The following is a 17,255-nucleotide window of genomic DNA, read 5'->3' as shown; positions in this document are numbered from 1 at the left end:
CGCACCCGGCGGGAAACATCGTTGGTCCGCGCCCTACGGCACCGTCCGGGCGCGGGCCGCACGTCGCCCAGCGACCCATCCCATTTGAGGTACCCCCATGGCTGAAATCACCGCTTCCCTCGTCAAGGAACTGCGCGAGCGCACCGGCGCCGGCATGATGGAGTGCAAGAAGGCGCTGTCCGAGACCGGCGGCGACATCGACGCCGCGGCCGAGAACCTGCGCAAGTCGGGCCTGGCCAAGGCCGACAAGAAGGCCGGCCGCGTCGCCGCGGAAGGCCGCATCGCCAGCGCCCAGGACGGCGGCAAGGCCGTTCTGGTCGAGATCAACTCCGAGACCGACTTCGTCGCCAAGGACGAGAACTTCGTCGCCTTCACCAATGCCGCCGCGCAGGCCGCCCTGGCCACCGCCGACATCGAAGCGCTGAAGGCCGCGAGCATCGACGGCGCGACCGTCGAGGAGACCCGCGCCGCGCTGATCGCCAAGGTCGGCGAGAACGTGCAGCTGCGCCGCATGGTCCGCATCGACACCGACAACACCGTCGCCGCCTACGTCCACGGTGGCCGTATCGGCGTGCTGGTCGAGCTCAAGGGCGGCGATGCCGACCTGGCCCGCGGCCTGGCGATGCACGTCGCCGCGATGAACCCGCCGCATATCAAGGCATCCGACGTGCCGGCCGACTTCATCGAGAAGGAAAAGGAAATCGAGCTGGCCAAGATGAGCGACAAGGACAAGGCCAAGCCGGCCGACATCCTGGAGAAGATCATCGGCGGCAAGATCAACAAGATCGTCAACGAAGTGACCCTGTACGGCCAGCCGTACGTGCTCGACACCAACCAGTCGGTCGAGGCCGTGCTGAAGGGTGCCGGTGCCGAGGTCGTGCGCTTCGAGCGCCTGGCCGTTGGCGAGGGCATCGAGAAGGTGGTCGAGGACTACGCCGCCGAAGTGATGAAGCAGGCCGGCCTGGCCTGATCGCCCCGCCCTGCGCAGGCGACGCCTGCAAAGACGAAGGCCGCGGATCGCTCCGCGGCCTTCTTTTTTGGCGGATTTCGAATCGAGGAGCTCGCCTCCCTTCTCCCTCCTCCTGCCCGCGCGCCGGACTGACCAACGGCGGCGGACGGTTCTTTCCGCCCATCCGGTACAACAGGCGCCGGAACAGGGACCGGCAAAAAGTGGTGCTCCCGCGCGATGAGAACAGGGAACATCGCGCCGGGAGCAAGGCCGGTCCTTGGCTGGCACCGCCTCCTTCGGTGCCAGCGACGGGCATCCATGTCTGCCCGTCCTTCTTCCAGCGTCCGATCAGCCGGGGCTACCCCCGTCCCGATCAGAACTGCAACGAGTAGCGGGCATTCAGCCCCTGCGCGTCCGCGTCGTCGCCGAACTGGCCGCGATAGCCGAACTCCAGCAGGCTGCGCGCACTCAGGCGGGCGGCGATGCCGAGCTCGGCGACGGTCGCGTCGTCGGCCAGCGGCGCGCCCTGCACGGTGAACGCGTCGGCACCGCTCCAGGCCAGCGTCGCGGCCGGCAGCAGATCGCCACTGGCGTCGCGGTAGCCCAGACCGCCACGCAGACTCAGCCAGCTGTCGGCCTGGTGGGCGGCCTTCAGGTTGACGTTGAAGCGCAGTCCGGCGGTGGCCAGGCCGACGTCGCCGTCGCGGCCGCTTCCGCCGAGCGCGGTGGCGCCACCCTGCTCGCGGAAACCGTCGATGTCGAAGCCGACATGCGCGTACTGCAGATAGGGCTCGAACTCCCACGCCCCCGTCTGCATCCGGTACCCCGCCTCGATGAAGCCCTGGGTGACGGTCGCGTCGTATTCGACCCGGGTCTGCTCCTGCAGGCCCTGGAACGCGGCGCTGCGGCGGATGTCGACCTCGCTGCTGTCGTGGCTGATGCCGCCTCGTACACCGAAGCTGCCCCACGCCTGGCCGGCATAGATACCGACCCGATAGCCGGTGATGTCGCCTTCGCTGGCACGCGTGCGCGCATCCAGGTCGGTTCGCGCGGTGCCGCCAAGCACGCCCAGGCGCCAACCATTGTCGAAGCGGTAGTCGTAGCCCACCAGGGTGGTGTTGCCGCTGTACTCGGTGCGCGCGGCATTGCCGTCGCCGTCCAGGGTGCCGCTGCCACGCATCACTTCCACCCACGCCGAGGAGCCGGCGTCGCCCTGATGGGCGAACGCGCCCTGCCCGGCCGAAGCACGCGCCAGCGCGCTCTCGCGCACGTGCTGCTGGCTGTCGACCAGCACCGACTGGGCGCTGGCGTGCAGCTCGCCGCTGAGCATGTCGAGCGCAACGCCGGCCTGCGCCGGGAACAGCTGGGTCAGGCGCTGGGCAAGCACGTGGTCCATCGCGAGCGCATCGGCGGCAGTCGCGACCGCCCGCTGGTTGCGGGTGTTCGCGGCGTCGGCCAGGGCCATGCCACGGCTGACGTCCAGCCCGACCGCGTTACCGGAGTAGCTGAAGGTGAAGTCCAGGAACGGCGATACGGCGCTGCTGTCGATCCCGGCGAAGCCGCCATCGATGCCACCGGCCGCATTGAGGATGTTGTAGCTCTGGCCAAGCAGGTACTCGCCCGGTCCACGCAGGATGCGGACGGTACCGCCCTGCAGGTCGGCGCGTCCGCTGATGTCGAGCAGATCGGCACCGTCGGGCGCCTGGATCTCGGCCTCGAACACCGAGCCGGCCACCTGGGTGTAGTCGCCGTCGATGCGCAGGGTGCCGATCGAATTGCCCGGCGCGATCACCCCCTCGACCCGGGTATCGCCGAGGCTGCCGACGCCGTGCAGGCGCCCCTCGGCACCGACCACGGTCGTGCCACCGATGACCGTGCCCTGGATGCTGGCCAGACCATCGTTGACGTTGAGATCGGTGTCGCGCAGCGTGCCGTTGAGGACGAAGAAGCCGCCGTTGACCTCGGCCGCTGCCGACAGGGCGTTGTCGCCGTCGAGCTCGAGCACGCCGTCCTCGACACTGAGGCCGCCGAAGCTGTTGTCGCCGCTCAGGCGCAGCCAGCCGATGCCCGACTTGGTCAGTCGGCCGGGGCCGCTGATGTCATTGCGCCAGTCGTCCCACGCCGGACCGTCCCACACCTTCTCGCCACCGGCGAAGGCGTTCATCGCCACATTGGTATCGACCCTCAGCATGCCCGGACCGTCGATCGCCTTGGCCAGATTGATCAGACCCCAGCCGTAGATCTCGTCGACGCCGGCCTCGCCCAGATCGGTGGCCGTGGTCAGCAGCACGTCGCGGATCTGCGGATTGTCCAGATACGGGAAGCGCTCCATCAGCAGCGCCAGCGCGCCGGTGACGTGCGGCGCCGCCATCGAGGTGCCGGTCAGGTTGCCGTAGCCGAACTGCGGGTTCTCGCCGACGACCTCGAAGCCAATCAGGTTGCCGTCGTCATCGTACTTGTACTCGACCTCGGCATCGCCGCCGATCACCGTCGAGGTGATCTCGGTGCCGGGCGCGGAAACGCACCAGTCCTTGCTCAGCCCGCATATGCTGGAGCTGCCATCGATGCCACCGCCCTCGTTGATGTTGGCGACGCTCAGCCAGTACTGCTCCGCCTCGGGCACCCATCGCGGCAGGGTCGCGTAGATGCCCGCGATATCCCCATCGTTGTTGCCGGCGGCCCACACTTGCAGCATGCCGTCGCGAATCGAAGGCGTCACATAGGTATTGAAATACTCGGCGGCGCCATCGCTGTTGTAGAGCGCGTCCATGTCCTCCGGCGTGGAGGGTTCCGACGCGAGTCCCCAGCTGTGATTGATCGCGCGGACGCCCTGCGCCGACATCTGCTCGTACATCGCAGCGACCGCTTCGCTGCTGGGCCCGATGCTGATCTCGGTACCACCGAAGTTGACGCCGAATATCCCGGACAACAGGGCGGTCACATCGGAGTAGCTGTTGGCGAACAGGCGCGCTGTGGTCAGGTCGGCGCCGTAAGCCACACCGTGGGTCCCGTTGCCATCGCGATTGGCCAGCATGGTGCCGGCGACGTGGGTGCCGTGGGTCTCGTACGAGATGCCGGAAAGGCCCTCGAGGATCTCGTTGGCATCCGGAACGAGCCAGCCGAACTGGATCAGCAGATCGACCAGTGCGCGGTCTTCATCGGTGTACTGCAGGATCGATACCTGGGCGCGATCGCCCTCGGTATAGAAGCATGCGTCAGGGCCGTCGAGCACCGCGCCGCTTGTGCAGCCCGGGTCGGCCATCAGGATCGAGCGCAGGTCCTTGCCCGCGAAGTCGGCATGACGACTGTCGGCGCCGCTGTCGAAGATTCCCAGACGGATCCCGCGTCCGGTCAGGCCGCGCGCGTAGGCGTGGTGCGCGCCGATCGCCTCGAGGCCCCAATCGGCCTTGAACTCGTCGCTGCGCCAGCTGTCGGCATCGCCGACCTTGCCCTGCTCCTGATACCGAGTGTCCTGCGCATCCTGCGCCACTGCGGTGCCGGCGCCAGCGAACAACAGCGCGACGACGATCGCGCTGGAGAGCGCCGACCGCACATGCCCCTTGTTCCCGCCGCTGCGGCTGTTCCCCAGCCGACCACCACGAAGCGCCGACGAAAAGCTTCCAGACTGCTGCATCTTGTCCCCTATTCCCTGATCGAGTGTTCTTGTCCCGTCCAACGCCGCTCGCTGTCGAGCACGCGCGAACGGAGGCGGCGTGCCAACGGCACGCGTCGGAGCCCCAGAGCTTCGACACGAGCAATAACGCGCGTGCCAGGCAACCCCCTACCCCGATCGCGGTAGCGAGTGAAACCCGAACAGGGTTATTGCGCTGACAAGGACCCGGCTTTGCCGGAACGGCTCGTTCAGAACCGATAGCGCGCGCTGAGCAGCAGGTAGCGTCCGCGCGGATCGTCGTAGGCGATGTCGTAACCGTCGCGCTCGATGTCGTAGTTGACCGGATCGCGATCGGCCAGATCACGCACGTTCAAGCCCAGCCGCCAGCCCGGAATGCCGTTGTAGGCGATGTCCAGATCGAGCACCCCGCGCCCCGGTGTGCGGCAGCGACCGCGGTTGTAGCCCGGACATCCGGTGACGGGCGAGCCGACCTGGTAAGGGCCGCGGGCGCGCAGGGCCAGGGTATGGGTCCAGTTGCCGCGCGCCCACTGCACGGAGCCCAGCAGGTTGGTGGTGGGCGCACCGTAGCCGGCATGGTCGTAGACCGGCGCACCTTCACCGAGCTGGCGCTTGACCCGCGACAGCTGGTGCACCGCGGCGGTCAAGGAAAGCCTGCCGGCATCGCCCGCATCCACATGCCAGCGCATCTCCGCTTCCCAGCCGCGGATGTCGGACCGGCCGATGTTCTGGTAATAGCTGTCGATCCCGACCAGGCGACCGCCCTTGTCGCGACGCACCGACTCCGGAAAGGCCTCCGGACTGTCGAGCACGTTGCCTTGCGCGATCTCGTTGTCGCGACGGATGCGGAAATGATCGAAGCTGAGACTGAAGTCCGGCGACGGCGCCCATACCATCCCCAGCGTGTGACTGCGCGATGTCTCCGGCACCAGGTTCGGGTTCTCGAACGCACCCAGCTCGACCCGGCAATAGGACGGTGCCAGCCGGAATTGCGCCAACCGCTGCAGCACCGACGGGTCGATGACCACCTCTTCCAGGCACGGTCGCAGCGCATCGCTCGCCGGGACCAGCTTGCTCTGCGGAATCACGTTGGGACGCCGCAGCTCGAACAGCGAGGGCACCCGGTAGCCGGTAGCCGCGGTCGCACGGAAGGTGAAGCTCTCGTGCGGCGACCACTTCAGGCCCAGCTTGGGCGAGACGCGGCTGCCGTAGTCCTGCGGATCGTCGTAGCGCAGGGCGACGTCGGCCTGCAGATTGTCCAGCAGCGGCAGGCCGAGCTCGGCGTACAGGGCCGCGCTGTTGCGGTGACTGTTGCGCGCGGTCTTGGGGGTGCCCAGGGCCAGGTCGTCCTTCAGCAGGCGGGCATCGGGCTCGTGCACCAGACCATTGCGCAGGAACTCGCCGCCGACCGCAAGCCGTGCCGCGCCTCCCGGCAACTTGAACACCGGCCCCTCCAACCCGGCCGACAATTGCTGCAGGGTGGCCTCGCCGCGCAAAGTGAAAGTCGGGGAGATGGCGGCGAGCCGTTCCGGATCGTTGGGCGTGCCATCAAAGCGGTACCGGCCCAGGGAATCCGGACTAAGAAACTCCTCCAGACTGACCTGGCCATCGATGCTGCTGACGACACGATTGGCGTGGTGCGAAGCCGACACGTCCCAGGCCCAGTCTCCGCGCCAGCCCTTGAGCGCGGCGCCGAAATCGAACGTGCGGTTGTCGGTGCGGCTGGTAACGGGCCCCAGCTCGAAGAACGCGTAGTTCAGCCGGACCTCGGGACGGCCGAGAAAGAACCCCATCGGGAGGAAGTCCGGATAGCGGTCCGGATGCCCGGCGGGCAGCTCGACGCTGGCGGAGAACGGCGGGTACCGCAGTTCCTGCTGCGCCTCGCCGTAGCGCGCATCCAGCTCCAGCGTCGTTCCCTCCCACAGCGGTTCGGACAGATGCCCGTACAGCCACAGGCGCCGACTGGCCGGCTGCAGGTCGGTGTAGCGCGCCTGGTCGAACCGGCAATTGGCGTCGATGACCTCGGCCGGCGCGTTGCCGCACTCGAGCGCGACCGGCTCGACGACATCGTCCAGATCCAGGAACCGGTAATAGTGAGCGAGCCAGGTCCGCCCGTCCGGCAGACCATCGCGGCTGCGGTCGCGGGTATGCCAGTCGCGCGCATCGCCGGGCAACGCCTCGCGATCGAACCAGTCCGCCGCCAGCATGCCGCTGCCGCCGCGCGGCGTATCGAAGCCATGACTCAGCGACAGGCGACGCTCGCCGGCATCGCCGCGCTCGGAACGGCCGTAGCGGATCAATGCCTCACCGCCCTTCTGCCGCTTGCGCAGGATGATGTTGACCACGCCTGCGATCGCGTCGGCACCGTAGATCGCCGAGGCGCCGCCGCGCAGGATCTCGACGCGATCGACCAGGCTCAGCGGGATCGCGTCCAGGTCGGTCAGCCCGCCCAGCTCGGCGCTGGTCAGGCCATAGTTCGCCACCCGCCGGCCATCGACCAGGAACAGGGTCGCGCGCGGCCCCAGCGCGTTGAGACTGGTGGTCGCGGCCACGTTGAACGGTTGCTGGAAGTTCGGCCCGCCTTCGGCGGCAACCGCGACCGGATGGTGGCCGATCATCCCCGGCTGGAACCGCAGCAGCTCGAACAGGGTCTGGAAGCCGCTGGTCTCGATGTCCTCGCGGGTGATCAGGGTCATCGGCGACGGGGTGACCGCGTCGATGTCGATGCGCGGAATCCGCGACCCGGTGACCTCGACCCGATCCATGTCGACGGCACGCTGGCGCGGCATCGACGGCGGCGGTGGCACCGCCTGCTCCGGCTTCGGCGCAACGGTCGTCTTCAACACGAAGGTGTCGGCGTTGACCCGTTCGGCCCTCAGCTCGCTGCCCTCCAGCAGGTAGCGCAGCGCATGTTCGAGCGTCATCCGGCCATTCAACGCGCGTGCGCGGCGCGACTCGACCTGCCCCGGAGCGTAGAGGATCTGGATGCCGCTACGCAGCGCCAGCGCCTTCAATGCACCGTCGAGCGTGCCGCCAGGCAGATCGAGCTGCAGTTGCTCCGTCGAGGTCCCCGACTCCGCCGCGGACGGTTCGACCGCCCACGCGCCGTCCGTGCGCAGCGACAATACGCCGCACACTGCTATCACCAGGCAGACCCTGGTTATCCGAGGGGGCACCGGAACCAGCATCCCCACACATTACGGAACCCCCGGCAGCGCAGGCAATCAGGGGATTCCTCCATTCGCACCGGTTTGGAGGCCTCGCTCCTCCGGGAGGGCTCCCGCGCCGCCGCCCGGGCGGCCTTCATCCAGGCCGCCGGCCGGCTTCCAGCCGCGCCCTCACTCCGCGGGACCGTACAGGAACACCCCGTCGTCGCGGGATTCGGCGCGCAGCCCCCAGCCCTGCCTGAGCGCCTCGACCAGGGCCGCCTGCTCGTCGACCCGGAACACGCCACTGACGGCAATGCCCGCCAGTTCAGGTTCGGCCAGGCGCAACGGGACCTCGGAGTAGCGGTTCATCTCCACCAGCAGGTCGTCGAGACGACGCTTGCGGAACACCAGTTCGCCGCGCGGCCAGCCGTTGGCGACCTCGAGGTCCAACGCACGGGTTGGAGTGAAACGGCCCTGCGGATCGACATGGAGCTGCTCGCCGGGGGCGAGCCTGCGGCCCGGGCCGTCGTCGCCGCGGCTGACCAGCACGATGCCCTCGATGAGCCCGACGTCGATGTCGTCGCCGCGGCGGCTGACCTGGAAGGTGGTGCCGATGTCGCGCACGGTGCCGGAGGCGGCACGCACCAGGAACGGCCGGTCCGGGTCCTGTCCGACCTCGAAGCGGGCGCGACCGGAGATCAGCTCCACCACCCGCAGGTCGGCATCGAAGCGGGTCTCCACCCGGGTATCGGTATCCAGCAGCATGCGGGTGCCGTCCTCGAGCACGATCTCGCGCTGCTCGCCCACGGCGGTCGCGTAGCCGGCCACCTGGGGCGGTTGCGGACGCAGCCAGGTCGCCGCCCCGATCGCCAGCACCAGCACCGCCGCCACTGCGGCCGACCAGGGCCGCCAGCGCGATCGCCGCGTCCTGGACGCGGTGCGCGGGGCCGGCGGACTCATCTCGCCGATGGCGGCCCGCAACAGTTCGTCATCGGCCAGTCCGGCCGCCAGCAGGTGCAGGCGCTCGGCCTCCAGGTAGGCCTCGACATGCCGCGGCGATGCCGCCAGCCAGTCCTCGAAGGCGGCGCGCTCGGCCATCGAGCACTCCGGCGACTCCAGCCGGGCCAGCCAGTCGGCGGCGAGGTCGTCGAGACGGGTGATATGCCCCACGCTCACGGCATTTCCTCCCCGGACGCATCGCCCTCGATCCGGGCCAGGCCTTCACGCAATCCCTTGAGCGCGCGGCTGACATGCTTTTCGACGGCCTTGACGGAGATGCCGAAGCGCTCCGCGATCTGGGGGTAACTCATGCCTTCGATGCGGTTGAGCAGATAGACCTCGCGGCAGCGATCCGGCAGTTCCAGGATCAGCCTCCGCACGTGAACCAGTTGTTGCTGGGTGTCGACGCGCTGCTCGTGGCTGGGTTCGGGCGACGGCAGCCAGTCGTGATCGGCGTTCAGGCTGATCGGTTGCGGCCCGATGCCGGTGCCGGTGCCGGCGCGACGGCCCCGGTCGAGCAGCGCATTGGCGGCGATCCGGTACACCAGCCGGCGCAGTTGTTCCGCGGGCAGGCCGCGGTAACGCAACAGCCGGACCATCGCCTCCTGGGCCACGTCCTTGGCATCCTCCTCCGGCAGGCGCCGGCACAGATAGCCGACCAGGACCGAGCGCTGCTCGCGTACGAATGCCTCGAAGTCGTCGCCCTGCCCGCACTCCGGCAGCGAGCCAGGGTCGTCCCGCTCCCAGGCCGGAGCAACCACTAGGCGCGCTCCCGGGAGTGGGCGGTGGTTGTCGCGGCAGCGACGATCGGAACGACGGTGGACCCGAGGGGGGGCATCGGCAGAGACGTCTCCGGCAGCAACAATCTGGTGATTGGCGCGCCGGAGAGCGATGTCATCCGGCCGCCACAATGGCCAATTGTTGTACCACGAGCCGCAAAGAAGGCGCAGAACGGGCCCACGCCTTCCTGAACGTCCCTGTAGTGGCGGTGAGAGCGCAATCATGTCTACCTGAACGGATCTCGTGGCGCGCCCCCTACCTCGGATAGAATTTCCGGGTTTATCCACTGTTGAGGTCGCCATGTCCCCGCTCGCCTATCGCCGCGTCCTGTTGAAACTCTCCGGCGAGGCCCTGATGGGCGATGAGGACTACGGCATCGATCCAAAGATGATCGGACGCCTGGCCCAGGAGGTGATCGAGGCGCAGCAGGCCGGTGCCGAGGTCGCGCTGGTGATCGGCGGCGGCAACATCTTCCGTGGCGCCGGCCTCGCCGCCGCCGGCATGGACCGGGTCACCGGCGACCAGATGGGCATGCTTGCCACCGTGATCAATGCGCTGGCGATGCAGGACGCGCTGGAGAAGCGCGGCGGCAAGGCGCGGGTGATGAGCGCGCTGAAGATCAACGACGTCTGCGAGGACTACATCCGCCGACGCGCGATCCGTCACCTGGAGAAGGGCCGGCTGGTGATCTTCGCCGCCGGCACCGGCAACCCGTTCTTCACCACCGACTCCGGCGCCGCGCTGCGCGCGATCGAGATCGGCGCCGACCTGCTGCTGAAGGCGACCAAGGTCGACGGCGTCTACGACAAGGACCCCAAGAAGCACGCCGACGCGACCCGCTACGAGACCCTGACCTACGACCAGGTGATCACGCGCGACCTGCAGGTGATGGATACCGCCGCATTCGCCCTGTGCCGCGACAGCGGGCTGCCGCTGCGGATCTTCGACATGGGCCAGCCCGGGGTCCTGCTGCGCCTCCTCAAGGGCGAGAACATCGGCACCCTGGTCTCCGGCCGCGGTTGAGAGGTGCCCCGCCCACGCCGTTGGCAGCCCTGAGCCGCAATCCCCCGCAGGCGACAGAGGACTCCCTCCAGGAGCGGCGCAAGCCGCCATCCCAGGGCCTTCCCAAGCAAGTCCCATCGCGGCTTACGCCGCTCCTACGAGATGCGATGTAGCACGGCTCCAGCCCCCTGAGTCAGGGGGCGATTCGCGCATAGCGCGAATGGGGGTGTGGCAGCGCAACGGCGGGGCCCAGGGTTTGCGCAGCAAACTTTTGGAGATATCCGCGCGCAGCCGGATATCGTTCCCCCTGCAGGAGCGGCGTGAGCCGCGACCGGGCCTTCCCAAGCAAACCTCATCGCGGCTTACGCCGCTCCTACGAAGAGCGTTCGCCTGCCTCATGAGCTCAGCCCCCTGAGTCAGGGGGCGATTCGCGCATAGCGCGAATGGGGGTGTGGCAGCGCAACGGCGGGGCCCAGGGTTTGCGCAGCAAACTTTGGGAGATATCCGCGCGCAACCGGATATCGTCCCCCCTGAGTGAGGGGGCGATTCGCGCGTAGCGCGAATGGGGGGGTAGCGCAACGGTGGGGCCCAGGGTTCGCGCAGCAAACTTTCGGGATTGCCGGGCGCAGCCCGGGGATCGCGGCCTGCGCCGCTGCCACGGGAAAACCTCCCTGCAACAATGTCCTGTCCGTCGGAATAGTGTCCTGCCCGCCCGGCATGCCACCATCGCCGCATGTCCGGACACCACCATCACCACCACGACGGTACCCGCGCGTTCGCCGTCGTGACCCTGGTCAACCTCGCCTACACCGCGCTGGAGGCCGGCTACGGCTTCGCGATCAACTCGCTGGCGCTGCTGTCCGACGCCCTCCACAACCTCGGCGACGTGCTGGGCCTGGGCCTGGCCTGGGGCGCGGCGGTGCTCGCGCGCCGGCCGCCGACCGACCGCCACACCTATGGCTGGCGCCGCGCGACCCTGCTCTCGCCGCTGGCCAATGCGCTGCTGCTGGTCGCATTCTCCGGCGCGCTGGCCTGGGAAGCGGTGCGGCGCTTCAGCCAGCCGCCGGAAATCCCGGCGATGACGGTGGTGGTGGTCGCGGCGATCGGCATCGCGGTCAACCTCGGCGCCGCCTGGATGGTCCGCGACGGTCACGACCACGACCTCAACCGGCGCGGCGCGTTCCTGCACCTGGTCGCCGACGCCGCGGTATCGCTGGCGGCGGTGGTCGCCGGCCTGGGCATGAGCTGGCTGGGCTGGGCCTGGCTGGACCCGGCCACGGCCCTGCTGATCGGCGCGGTGGTCGCGTTCAGCGCGTTCGGGCTGCTGCGCGAGAGCTTCAACGCGGCGATGGACGCGGTGCCGGCCAGCATCGACCAGGCCCGGGTCAAGGCCTTCCTGGAGCAGCAGCCGGGCGTCACCGCGGTGCACCATCTGCACATCTGGTCGCTGGGTGCGGGCGAGATCGCGATGACCGCGCACATGGTGCGGCCCGAGCCCGGCGACCACGACCGCTTCATCGACGGCCTCAACCGCGCCCTCGACGAGGAATTCGGCATCAACCATCCGACCCTGCAGGTCGAGCACGGCGCCGCCTGCGAGCACGATCGCCACGTGCGCGCGCCGCACGGCGGCTGAGCGCGGCGACCGCCATTGCCCCGACCGCGCGCCGCGCGCCTCGCGGGCCGGGCGCCTCCCGGTTGACAAGCCCCGCTATAATCCCGCGGTTACCGACACAGGACCGGAGCCGGCGATGCTCAACGAGATCAAGACTGACGCGAAGACCCGCATGACCAAGAGCGTGGACGCGCTCCGCCACGATCTGACCAAGGTCCGTACCGGCCGTGCCTCGACCGCGCTGGTCGACCACCTGAAGGTCAATTACTACGGCTCCGACATGCCGCTGACCCAGGTCGCCAGCGTCGCGGTCACCGACGCGCGCTCGCTGACGATCACCCCGTGGGAGAAGCAGATGGTCGCGGCGGTCGAGAAGGCGATCATCAATTCCGACCTCGGGCTGACCCCGAACACCGCCGGCACGGTGATCCGCATCAACCTGCCGGCGCTGACCGAGGAGCGCCGCCGCGAACTGACCAAGGTCGTGCATGCAGAGGGCGAGAACGCCAAGGTCGCGATCCGCAACATCCGCCGCGACGCCAACCACCAGGTCAAGGAGCTGCTGAAGGAAAAGCAGGTCACCGAGGACGACGTGCGCCGCTCCGAGGAGGACATCCAGAAGCTGACCGACAGCGCGATCAAGGACGTCGACGAGGTGGTCAAGTCGAAGGAACAGGAACTCATGGCGGTTTGACGGGTCTGTCCGTCGGCCTCATGACCTCCGATCCCGCCAAGACCCCGCCGGCCGCCGGCGTTCCCCGCCACCTGGCCGTCATCATGGACGGCAACGGGCGCTGGGCCGAACGTCGCCGACGCCCGCGCATGATCGGCCACCGCGCCGGCGCGCGTGCGGTCAACGTCTGCATCGACTTCTGCCTGGAGCGCGGCATCCGCGCGCTGACCCTGTTCGCGTTCTCCAGCGAGAACTGGGCCCGTCCCGAGGACGAGGTCGGCGCGCTGATGAAGTTGTTCCTCAACGCGCTCGAGCGCGAGGTCGAGGAGCTGCACCGGCGCGGCGTGCGCATCCGCTTCATCGGCGAGCGCGAACGCTTCAGCGAGGCGATCCGCCAGCGCATGGAGCATGCCGAGTCGGTCACCGCCGGCAACGAGCGCCTGCACCTGAACATCGCCGCCAGCTACGGCGGCCGCTGGGACATCGCCCAGGCCGCGCGCTCGCTGGCCGAGGACGTCGCCGCCGGGCGACTGGCCCCGGCCGACATCGACGAGGCCCTGCTCGGCTCGCGGGTCGCGCTGGCCGAGCTGCCGCCGCCGGACCTGTTCATCCGCACCGGCGGCGATCTGCGGATCAGCAACTTCCTGCTCTGGCAGCTGGCCTACACCGAGCTGTGGTTCACCGAGCGACTGTGGCCGGAACTGGACGTCGAGACCCTGCAGACCGCCCTGGACGACTACGCGAGCCGCCAGCGCCGCTTCGGCCTGACCGGCGCCCAGGTGGCCGCCGCCGGCCTGGCGACCCCAAACGAAGAGAATTCCGAATGACCCGTACCCGCCTGATCGCCGCCCTGGTGATGGCGCCGATGGCGATCGCCGCCATCCTGCTGCTGCCCACCCCCTGGCTGATGGCCCTCGCCGCGGTGGTGTTCCTGGCCGGGCTGTGGGAGTGGTTCGACCTGGCCGAGGTCGACGACAGTCTCGCCCGCGCGGTCCTGCTGGCGGCCAACCTGGCGCTGATGGTCGCACTGGTCTGGGCCTCGCGCTCCAGCAGCGGATTCAGCTTCGTCCTGCTGCAGATCGCCACCGTGATCGGCGTGGTCTGGTGGCTGCTGGCGCTGGCCTGGCTCGGCCGCTACGGCTTCGCCAGCAACCACGACACCCACGCCCGCGCGATCAAGCTCGCCGCCGGCACCCTCAGCCTGGTCCCGGCCTGGTGCGCGCTGGCCTGGATCCACGCCGACAACGGCGACACCGGCCACCGCTGGCTGCTGGTCGCGCTGGCGGTGGTGTGGGCGGCCGACTCCGGCGCCTATTTCGCCGGCCGCCACTTCGGCGGCAGGCTGTTCAGCGGCCGCCGACTGGCGCCGCGGATCAGCCCCAACAAGACCCTCGAAGGCCTGCTCGGCGGCCTGCTCGCCGGCGTCGCCACCGGCATCGGTCTGGGCCTGTTCGCCGGCGCCGGCGTCGCCCAGTTGCCGTGGGTAGTGCTGGCGAGCGTGATCGCGGTGCTGTTCTCGGTGGTCGGCGACCTGTTCGAGAGCCTGCTCAAGCGCCACGTCGGGCTCAAGGACTCCGGCCATCTGATCCCCGGCCATGGCGGCGTCCTCGACCGGCTCGACGGCGTGCTGGCGGCGCTGCCCGCGTTCGCGCTGGCCAAGGCGATGTTCGGATTCTGAGCATGTCGACCGCACCGGACATCCGCGAAGTCGCCGTACTCGGCGCCACCGGCTCGATCGGCGGGTCGGCGCTGGACGTGATCGCGCGCCATCCCGACCGCCTGCGCGCCAGCGTGCTGGCGGCCGGGCGCAACGTCGAAGCGCTGATCGCGCTGTGCCGGCGCCATCGCCCGCGCCACGCGGTGATCGGCGACGCCGCCGCGTTCCCGGCACTGCGCGACGGCCTGCGCGCGGCCGGTCTGGACACCCGGGCCCACCCGGGCAGCGAGCTCGACGCGCTGGTCGCCGGCGACGCCTGCGACACCGTGGTCGCGGCGATCGTCGGCGCCGCCGGCCTGCCCTCGACCCTGGCCGCGGCCCGCGCCGGCAAGCGCCTGCTGCTGGCCAACAAGGAATCGCTGGTACTGGCCGGCGAGCTGCTGATGCGCGCGGCCCACGAGGGCGGCGCCAGCATCGTGCCGATCGACAGCGAGCACAACGCGATCTTCCAGTGCCTGCCCGACGCCCATGCCCACGGCGGCCTGCGCCGGATCGTGCTGACCGCGTCCGGCGGCCCGTTCCGCGGCCGCGACCGCGCCTCGCTGGCCGCGGTCACCCCCGAACAGGCCGTCGCCCACCCCAAATGGTCGATGGGCCCGAAGATCTCGGTCGACTCCGCGACCCTGATGAACAAGGGGCTGGAGGTGATCGAGGCGCATCACCTGTTCGACACGCCCGGCGAGCGCATCGACGTGCTGGTGCATCCGCAGAGCCTGGTCCACTCCCTGGTCGAGTTCGTCGACGGTTCGACCCTCGCCCAGCTGGGCCTTCCGGACATGCGCACGGCGCTGGCGGTGGGCCTTGGATGGCCGGAGCGGATCGAGTCCGGAGTGTCCGGCCTCGACCTGCTGGCCCAGGGCGGACGGCTCGATTTCGAGGCGCCGGACCTGGAGGCCTTCCCCTGCCTGCGGCTGGCGTTCGACGCCCTGGCCGCCGGCGGCACCGCTCCGGCGACCCTGAATGCTGCCAACGAGGTCGCAGTTTCAGCCTTTCTTCAGCGCCAGGTGGGTTTCCTGTCGATACCCGCCCTGGTCGAGGACACCCTGGCGGCCCACCCCGCCGCCGCAGCCGGTACCCTCGACGTGCTGGCCGAGGCCGACCGTCAGGCCCGTCGCCACGCCGAAGCCGCCATCGCCCGTTTCGCCTGACCCCACCCGCTCCGATACCGTCCCCGCTTCGATACCGACCCGTTCCCGATGACCGTCCCCGCCCGCCCGCAACACCAGGATGACCGCCATGGCTGAGTTCCTCGGTTCGGCCTGGTGGCTGATCGTCAGCCTGGGCGTGCTGGTGTCGATCCACGAGTACGGCCATTTCTGGGTCGCCCGCCGCTGCGGGGTCAAGGTGCTGCGCTTCTCGATCGGCTTCGGCAAGCCGCTGTGGATGCGGCGCGGCCGCGACGGCACCGAGTACGTGATCGCGGCGATCCCGCTCGGCGGCTACGTGAAGATGCTCGACGAGAACCAGCTCCCAGAGTCTCCATCCGGCCATGGCACGCTCAGCGAACAGGAGCTGGAACAGTCGTTCAACCGCAAGCCGGTCTGGAAGCGGATCGCGATCGTCGCCGCCGGCCCAGTCGCCAATCTGGCCCTGTGTGTGGCGCTGTTGTGGGCCATGTTCGTCATAGGGCGTCCCGACTACGCGCCGGTGGTCGGCCAAAGCGAGCGGATCGCCGCCGAGGCCGGCCTGCAACCGGGGGACACGGTCCTGGCGGTCGGCGATCGCGCGACTCCGACCTGGAGCGAGGTGCAGATGGCGCTGGTACCGGCGGCGCTGGACCGTGCCGACGTGACCCTGCGGGTCGCCGACAGCGAAGGCCGCGAGCGCAGCGTCGACCTGCCCCTGGACCGCCTGCCGGAGGATTTCGACGAGCGCAATGCGGTCGGCGTGATCGGCCTGTTGCCGCGCCACCAGCAGCCCCCGGCGCTGGTCGGGCAGGTCCAGCCGGAGGGCGCCGCCTGGGGCGTGCTCGCCGAGGGCGACCTGATCACCGCCATCGACGGCGTCCCGATCCACAGCTGGAGCGACATCGGCCCGGAGGTCCAGAAGCTGGGCGAGCGCGGCGGCACCGCGATGATCGAGGTCGAGCGCGACGATGAGCGCCTGGCGCTGGAAATCCAGCCGCGGTTGACCCGCAGCGAGGACGGCCGCCAGTTCTGGGCGCTGGGCGTGATCTCGCCCAACGGCGGACGCGCGCCCAAGGACGCCCTGCTGCGCTACGGCCCGCTGCAGGCGGTCCCGGCGGCCTTCGCCGAGGCCGGCCACCAGGCCGGCGAACTGTTCGCGATGATCGGGCGGGCGTTCACCGGGCGGGTCTCGATCGAGAACACCGTCGCCGGCCCGATCACCATCGCCCGCGCCGCCAATGCCTTCGCCGGCCAGGGCCTGGCCTGGTACCTGTCGATCCTGGCCATGCTGTCGCTGAGCCTGGGCATCTTGAACCTGCTGCCGATCCCGATCTTGGACGGCGGTCACTTGCTGTATTACCTTATCGAGCTGGTCAAGGGCAGCCCGGTGAGTGAGCGCGTCATGGCCGCCGGGCAATACGTCGGCCTCGCATTGATCGCCGGGCTGATGGGTCTGGCGTTCTACAACGACATCGTGAACAACCTGGTCCCATGAACACCTGGTACGCCGATGCCGGCACCCTGACCTCCCGACGCCCGCGCTGCGGGCGTTATGCATCGCACCCGGCACCTGTGTGCCGGGCGCCGTGTAGCCGAACCACCAACCGGACGTG

12 protein-coding genes are annotated in these 17,255 nt (G+C 69.4%); 8 read left to right on the top strand and 4 right to left on the bottom strand.

The window, feature by feature from the left end:
- The first annotated feature begins 97 nt into the window (after window positions 1-97).
- A complete protein-coding gene (tsf, locus tag C9I47_RS06165; protein WP_111265968.1) occupies window positions 98-970 on the top strand; it encodes a translation elongation factor Ts in 873 nt (290 codons plus the stop codon).
- A 352-nt stretch (window positions 971-1,322) separates the two neighbouring features.
- Here the strand turns inward: tsf and C9I47_RS06160 are convergent, their stop codons facing one another.
- The 4 genes from C9I47_RS06160 to C9I47_RS06145 all read right to left on the bottom strand — a co-directional run bounded on the left by C9I47_RS06160 (window position 1,323) and on the right by C9I47_RS06145 (window position 9,489).
- Window positions 1,323-4,502, bottom strand: coding sequence for an autotransporter domain-containing protein (locus tag C9I47_RS06160; protein WP_223250304.1), 3,180 nt, complete (start codon window positions 4,500-4,502; stop codon window positions 1,323-1,325).
- 308 nt (window positions 4,503-4,810) lie between these two features.
- Window positions 4,811-7,705, bottom strand: a complete 2,895-nt coding sequence (locus tag C9I47_RS06155; protein WP_190238622.1) for a TonB-dependent receptor — start codon at window positions 7,703-7,705, stop codon at window positions 4,811-4,813.
- A 213-nt stretch (window positions 7,706-7,918) separates the two neighbouring features.
- The gene (locus tag C9I47_RS06150; RefSeq protein WP_111265965.1) at window positions 7,919-8,905 is read right to left on the bottom strand and encodes a FecR family protein; all 987 of its coding nucleotides are present in this window, start codon (window positions 8,903-8,905) and stop codon (window positions 7,919-7,921) included.
- Window positions 8,902-9,489, bottom strand: a complete 588-nt coding sequence (locus C9I47_RS06145) for an RNA polymerase sigma factor (protein WP_223250303.1) — start codon at window positions 9,487-9,489, stop codon at window positions 8,902-8,904. The genes C9I47_RS06150 and C9I47_RS06145 overlap by 4 nt, the downstream gene beginning before the upstream one ends.
- A gap of 319 nt (window positions 9,490-9,808) precedes the next feature.
- Here C9I47_RS06145 and pyrH point away from each other — a divergent pair, with 319 nt between their 5' ends.
- The 7 genes from pyrH to rseP all read left to right on the top strand — a co-directional run bounded on the left by pyrH (window position 9,809) and on the right by rseP (window position 17,137).
- Window positions 9,809-10,531: a UMP kinase gene (pyrH, locus tag C9I47_RS06140; protein ID WP_111265963.1), complete on the top strand. Its 723-nt coding sequence runs from the start codon at window positions 9,809-9,811 to the stop codon at window positions 10,529-10,531.
- Window positions 10,532-11,243: 712 nt separating this feature from the next.
- Entirely contained in the window at window positions 11,244-12,146 is a 903-nt protein-coding gene (locus tag C9I47_RS06135; RefSeq protein WP_111265962.1) for a cation diffusion facilitator family transporter, read from the top strand.
- Between the two features lie 115 nt (window positions 12,147-12,261).
- Window positions 12,262-12,819 (top strand): ribosome recycling factor, encoded by a 558-nt coding sequence (gene frr, locus C9I47_RS06130; protein WP_111265961.1) that lies wholly within the window; start codon window positions 12,262-12,264, stop codon window positions 12,817-12,819.
- Window positions 12,820-12,839: 20 nt separating this feature from the next.
- Window positions 12,840-13,625 carry a polyprenyl diphosphate synthase gene (uppS, locus tag C9I47_RS06125; RefSeq protein WP_111265960.1) on the top strand — a complete coding sequence of 262 codons (786 nt, stop codon included), beginning with the start codon at window positions 12,840-12,842 and terminating at the stop codon, window positions 13,623-13,625.
- Window positions 13,622-14,476: a phosphatidate cytidylyltransferase gene (locus C9I47_RS06120; RefSeq protein WP_111265959.1), complete on the top strand. Its 855-nt coding sequence runs from the start codon at window positions 13,622-13,624 to the stop codon at window positions 14,474-14,476. The genes uppS and C9I47_RS06120 overlap by 4 nt, the downstream gene beginning before the upstream one ends.
- Before the next feature lie 2 nt (window positions 14,477-14,478).
- On the top strand, window positions 14,479-15,663 hold the full coding sequence (locus C9I47_RS06115) for a 1-deoxy-D-xylulose-5-phosphate reductoisomerase (protein ID WP_111265958.1): 1,185 nt from the start codon (window positions 14,479-14,481) through the stop codon (window positions 15,661-15,663).
- An 88-nt stretch (window positions 15,664-15,751) separates the two neighbouring features.
- Window positions 15,752-17,137 carry an RIP metalloprotease RseP gene (rseP, locus tag C9I47_RS06110; protein WP_111267995.1) on the top strand — a complete coding sequence of 462 codons (1,386 nt, stop codon included), beginning with the start codon at window positions 15,752-15,754 and terminating at the stop codon, window positions 17,135-17,137.
- Window positions 17,138-17,255 lie beyond the last annotated feature (118 nt).

Source organism: Marilutibacter maris (assembly GCF_003233695.1).
Taxonomy (GTDB): Bacteria; Pseudomonadota; Gammaproteobacteria; order Xanthomonadales; family Xanthomonadaceae; genus Marilutibacter; species Marilutibacter maris.
The sequence above is the reverse complement of the archived record's forward strand: the minus strand, read 5'-3'. Positions and strand labels throughout refer to the sequence as shown.

Excerpts from the sequence above, each read along its gene's own strand:
- uppS (WP_111265960.1), top strand. The coding sequence starts at position 12,840 with ATGACCTCCGATCCCGCCAAGACCCCGCCGGCCGCCGGCGTTCCCCGC.
- tsf (WP_111265968.1), top strand. The coding sequence starts at position 98 with ATGGCTGAAATCACCGCTTCCCTCGTCAAGGAACTGCGCGAGCGCACC.
- C9I47_RS06115 (WP_111265958.1), top strand. The coding sequence starts at position 14,479 with ATGTCGACCGCACCGGACATCCGCGAAGTCGCCGTACTCGGCGCCACC.
- C9I47_RS06135 (WP_111265962.1), top strand. The coding sequence starts at position 11,244 with ATGTCCGGACACCACCATCACCACCACGACGGTACCCGCGCGTTCGCC.
- pyrH (WP_111265963.1), top strand. The coding sequence starts at position 9,809 with ATGTCCCCGCTCGCCTATCGCCGCGTCCTGTTGAAACTCTCCGGCGAG.
- rseP (WP_111267995.1), top strand. The coding sequence starts at position 15,752 with ATGGCTGAGTTCCTCGGTTCGGCCTGGTGGCTGATCGTCAGCCTGGGC.
- frr (WP_111265961.1), top strand. The coding sequence starts at position 12,262 with ATGCTCAACGAGATCAAGACTGACGCGAAGACCCGCATGACCAAGAGC.
- C9I47_RS06120 (WP_111265959.1), top strand. The coding sequence starts at position 13,622 with ATGACCCGTACCCGCCTGATCGCCGCCCTGGTGATGGCGCCGATGGCG.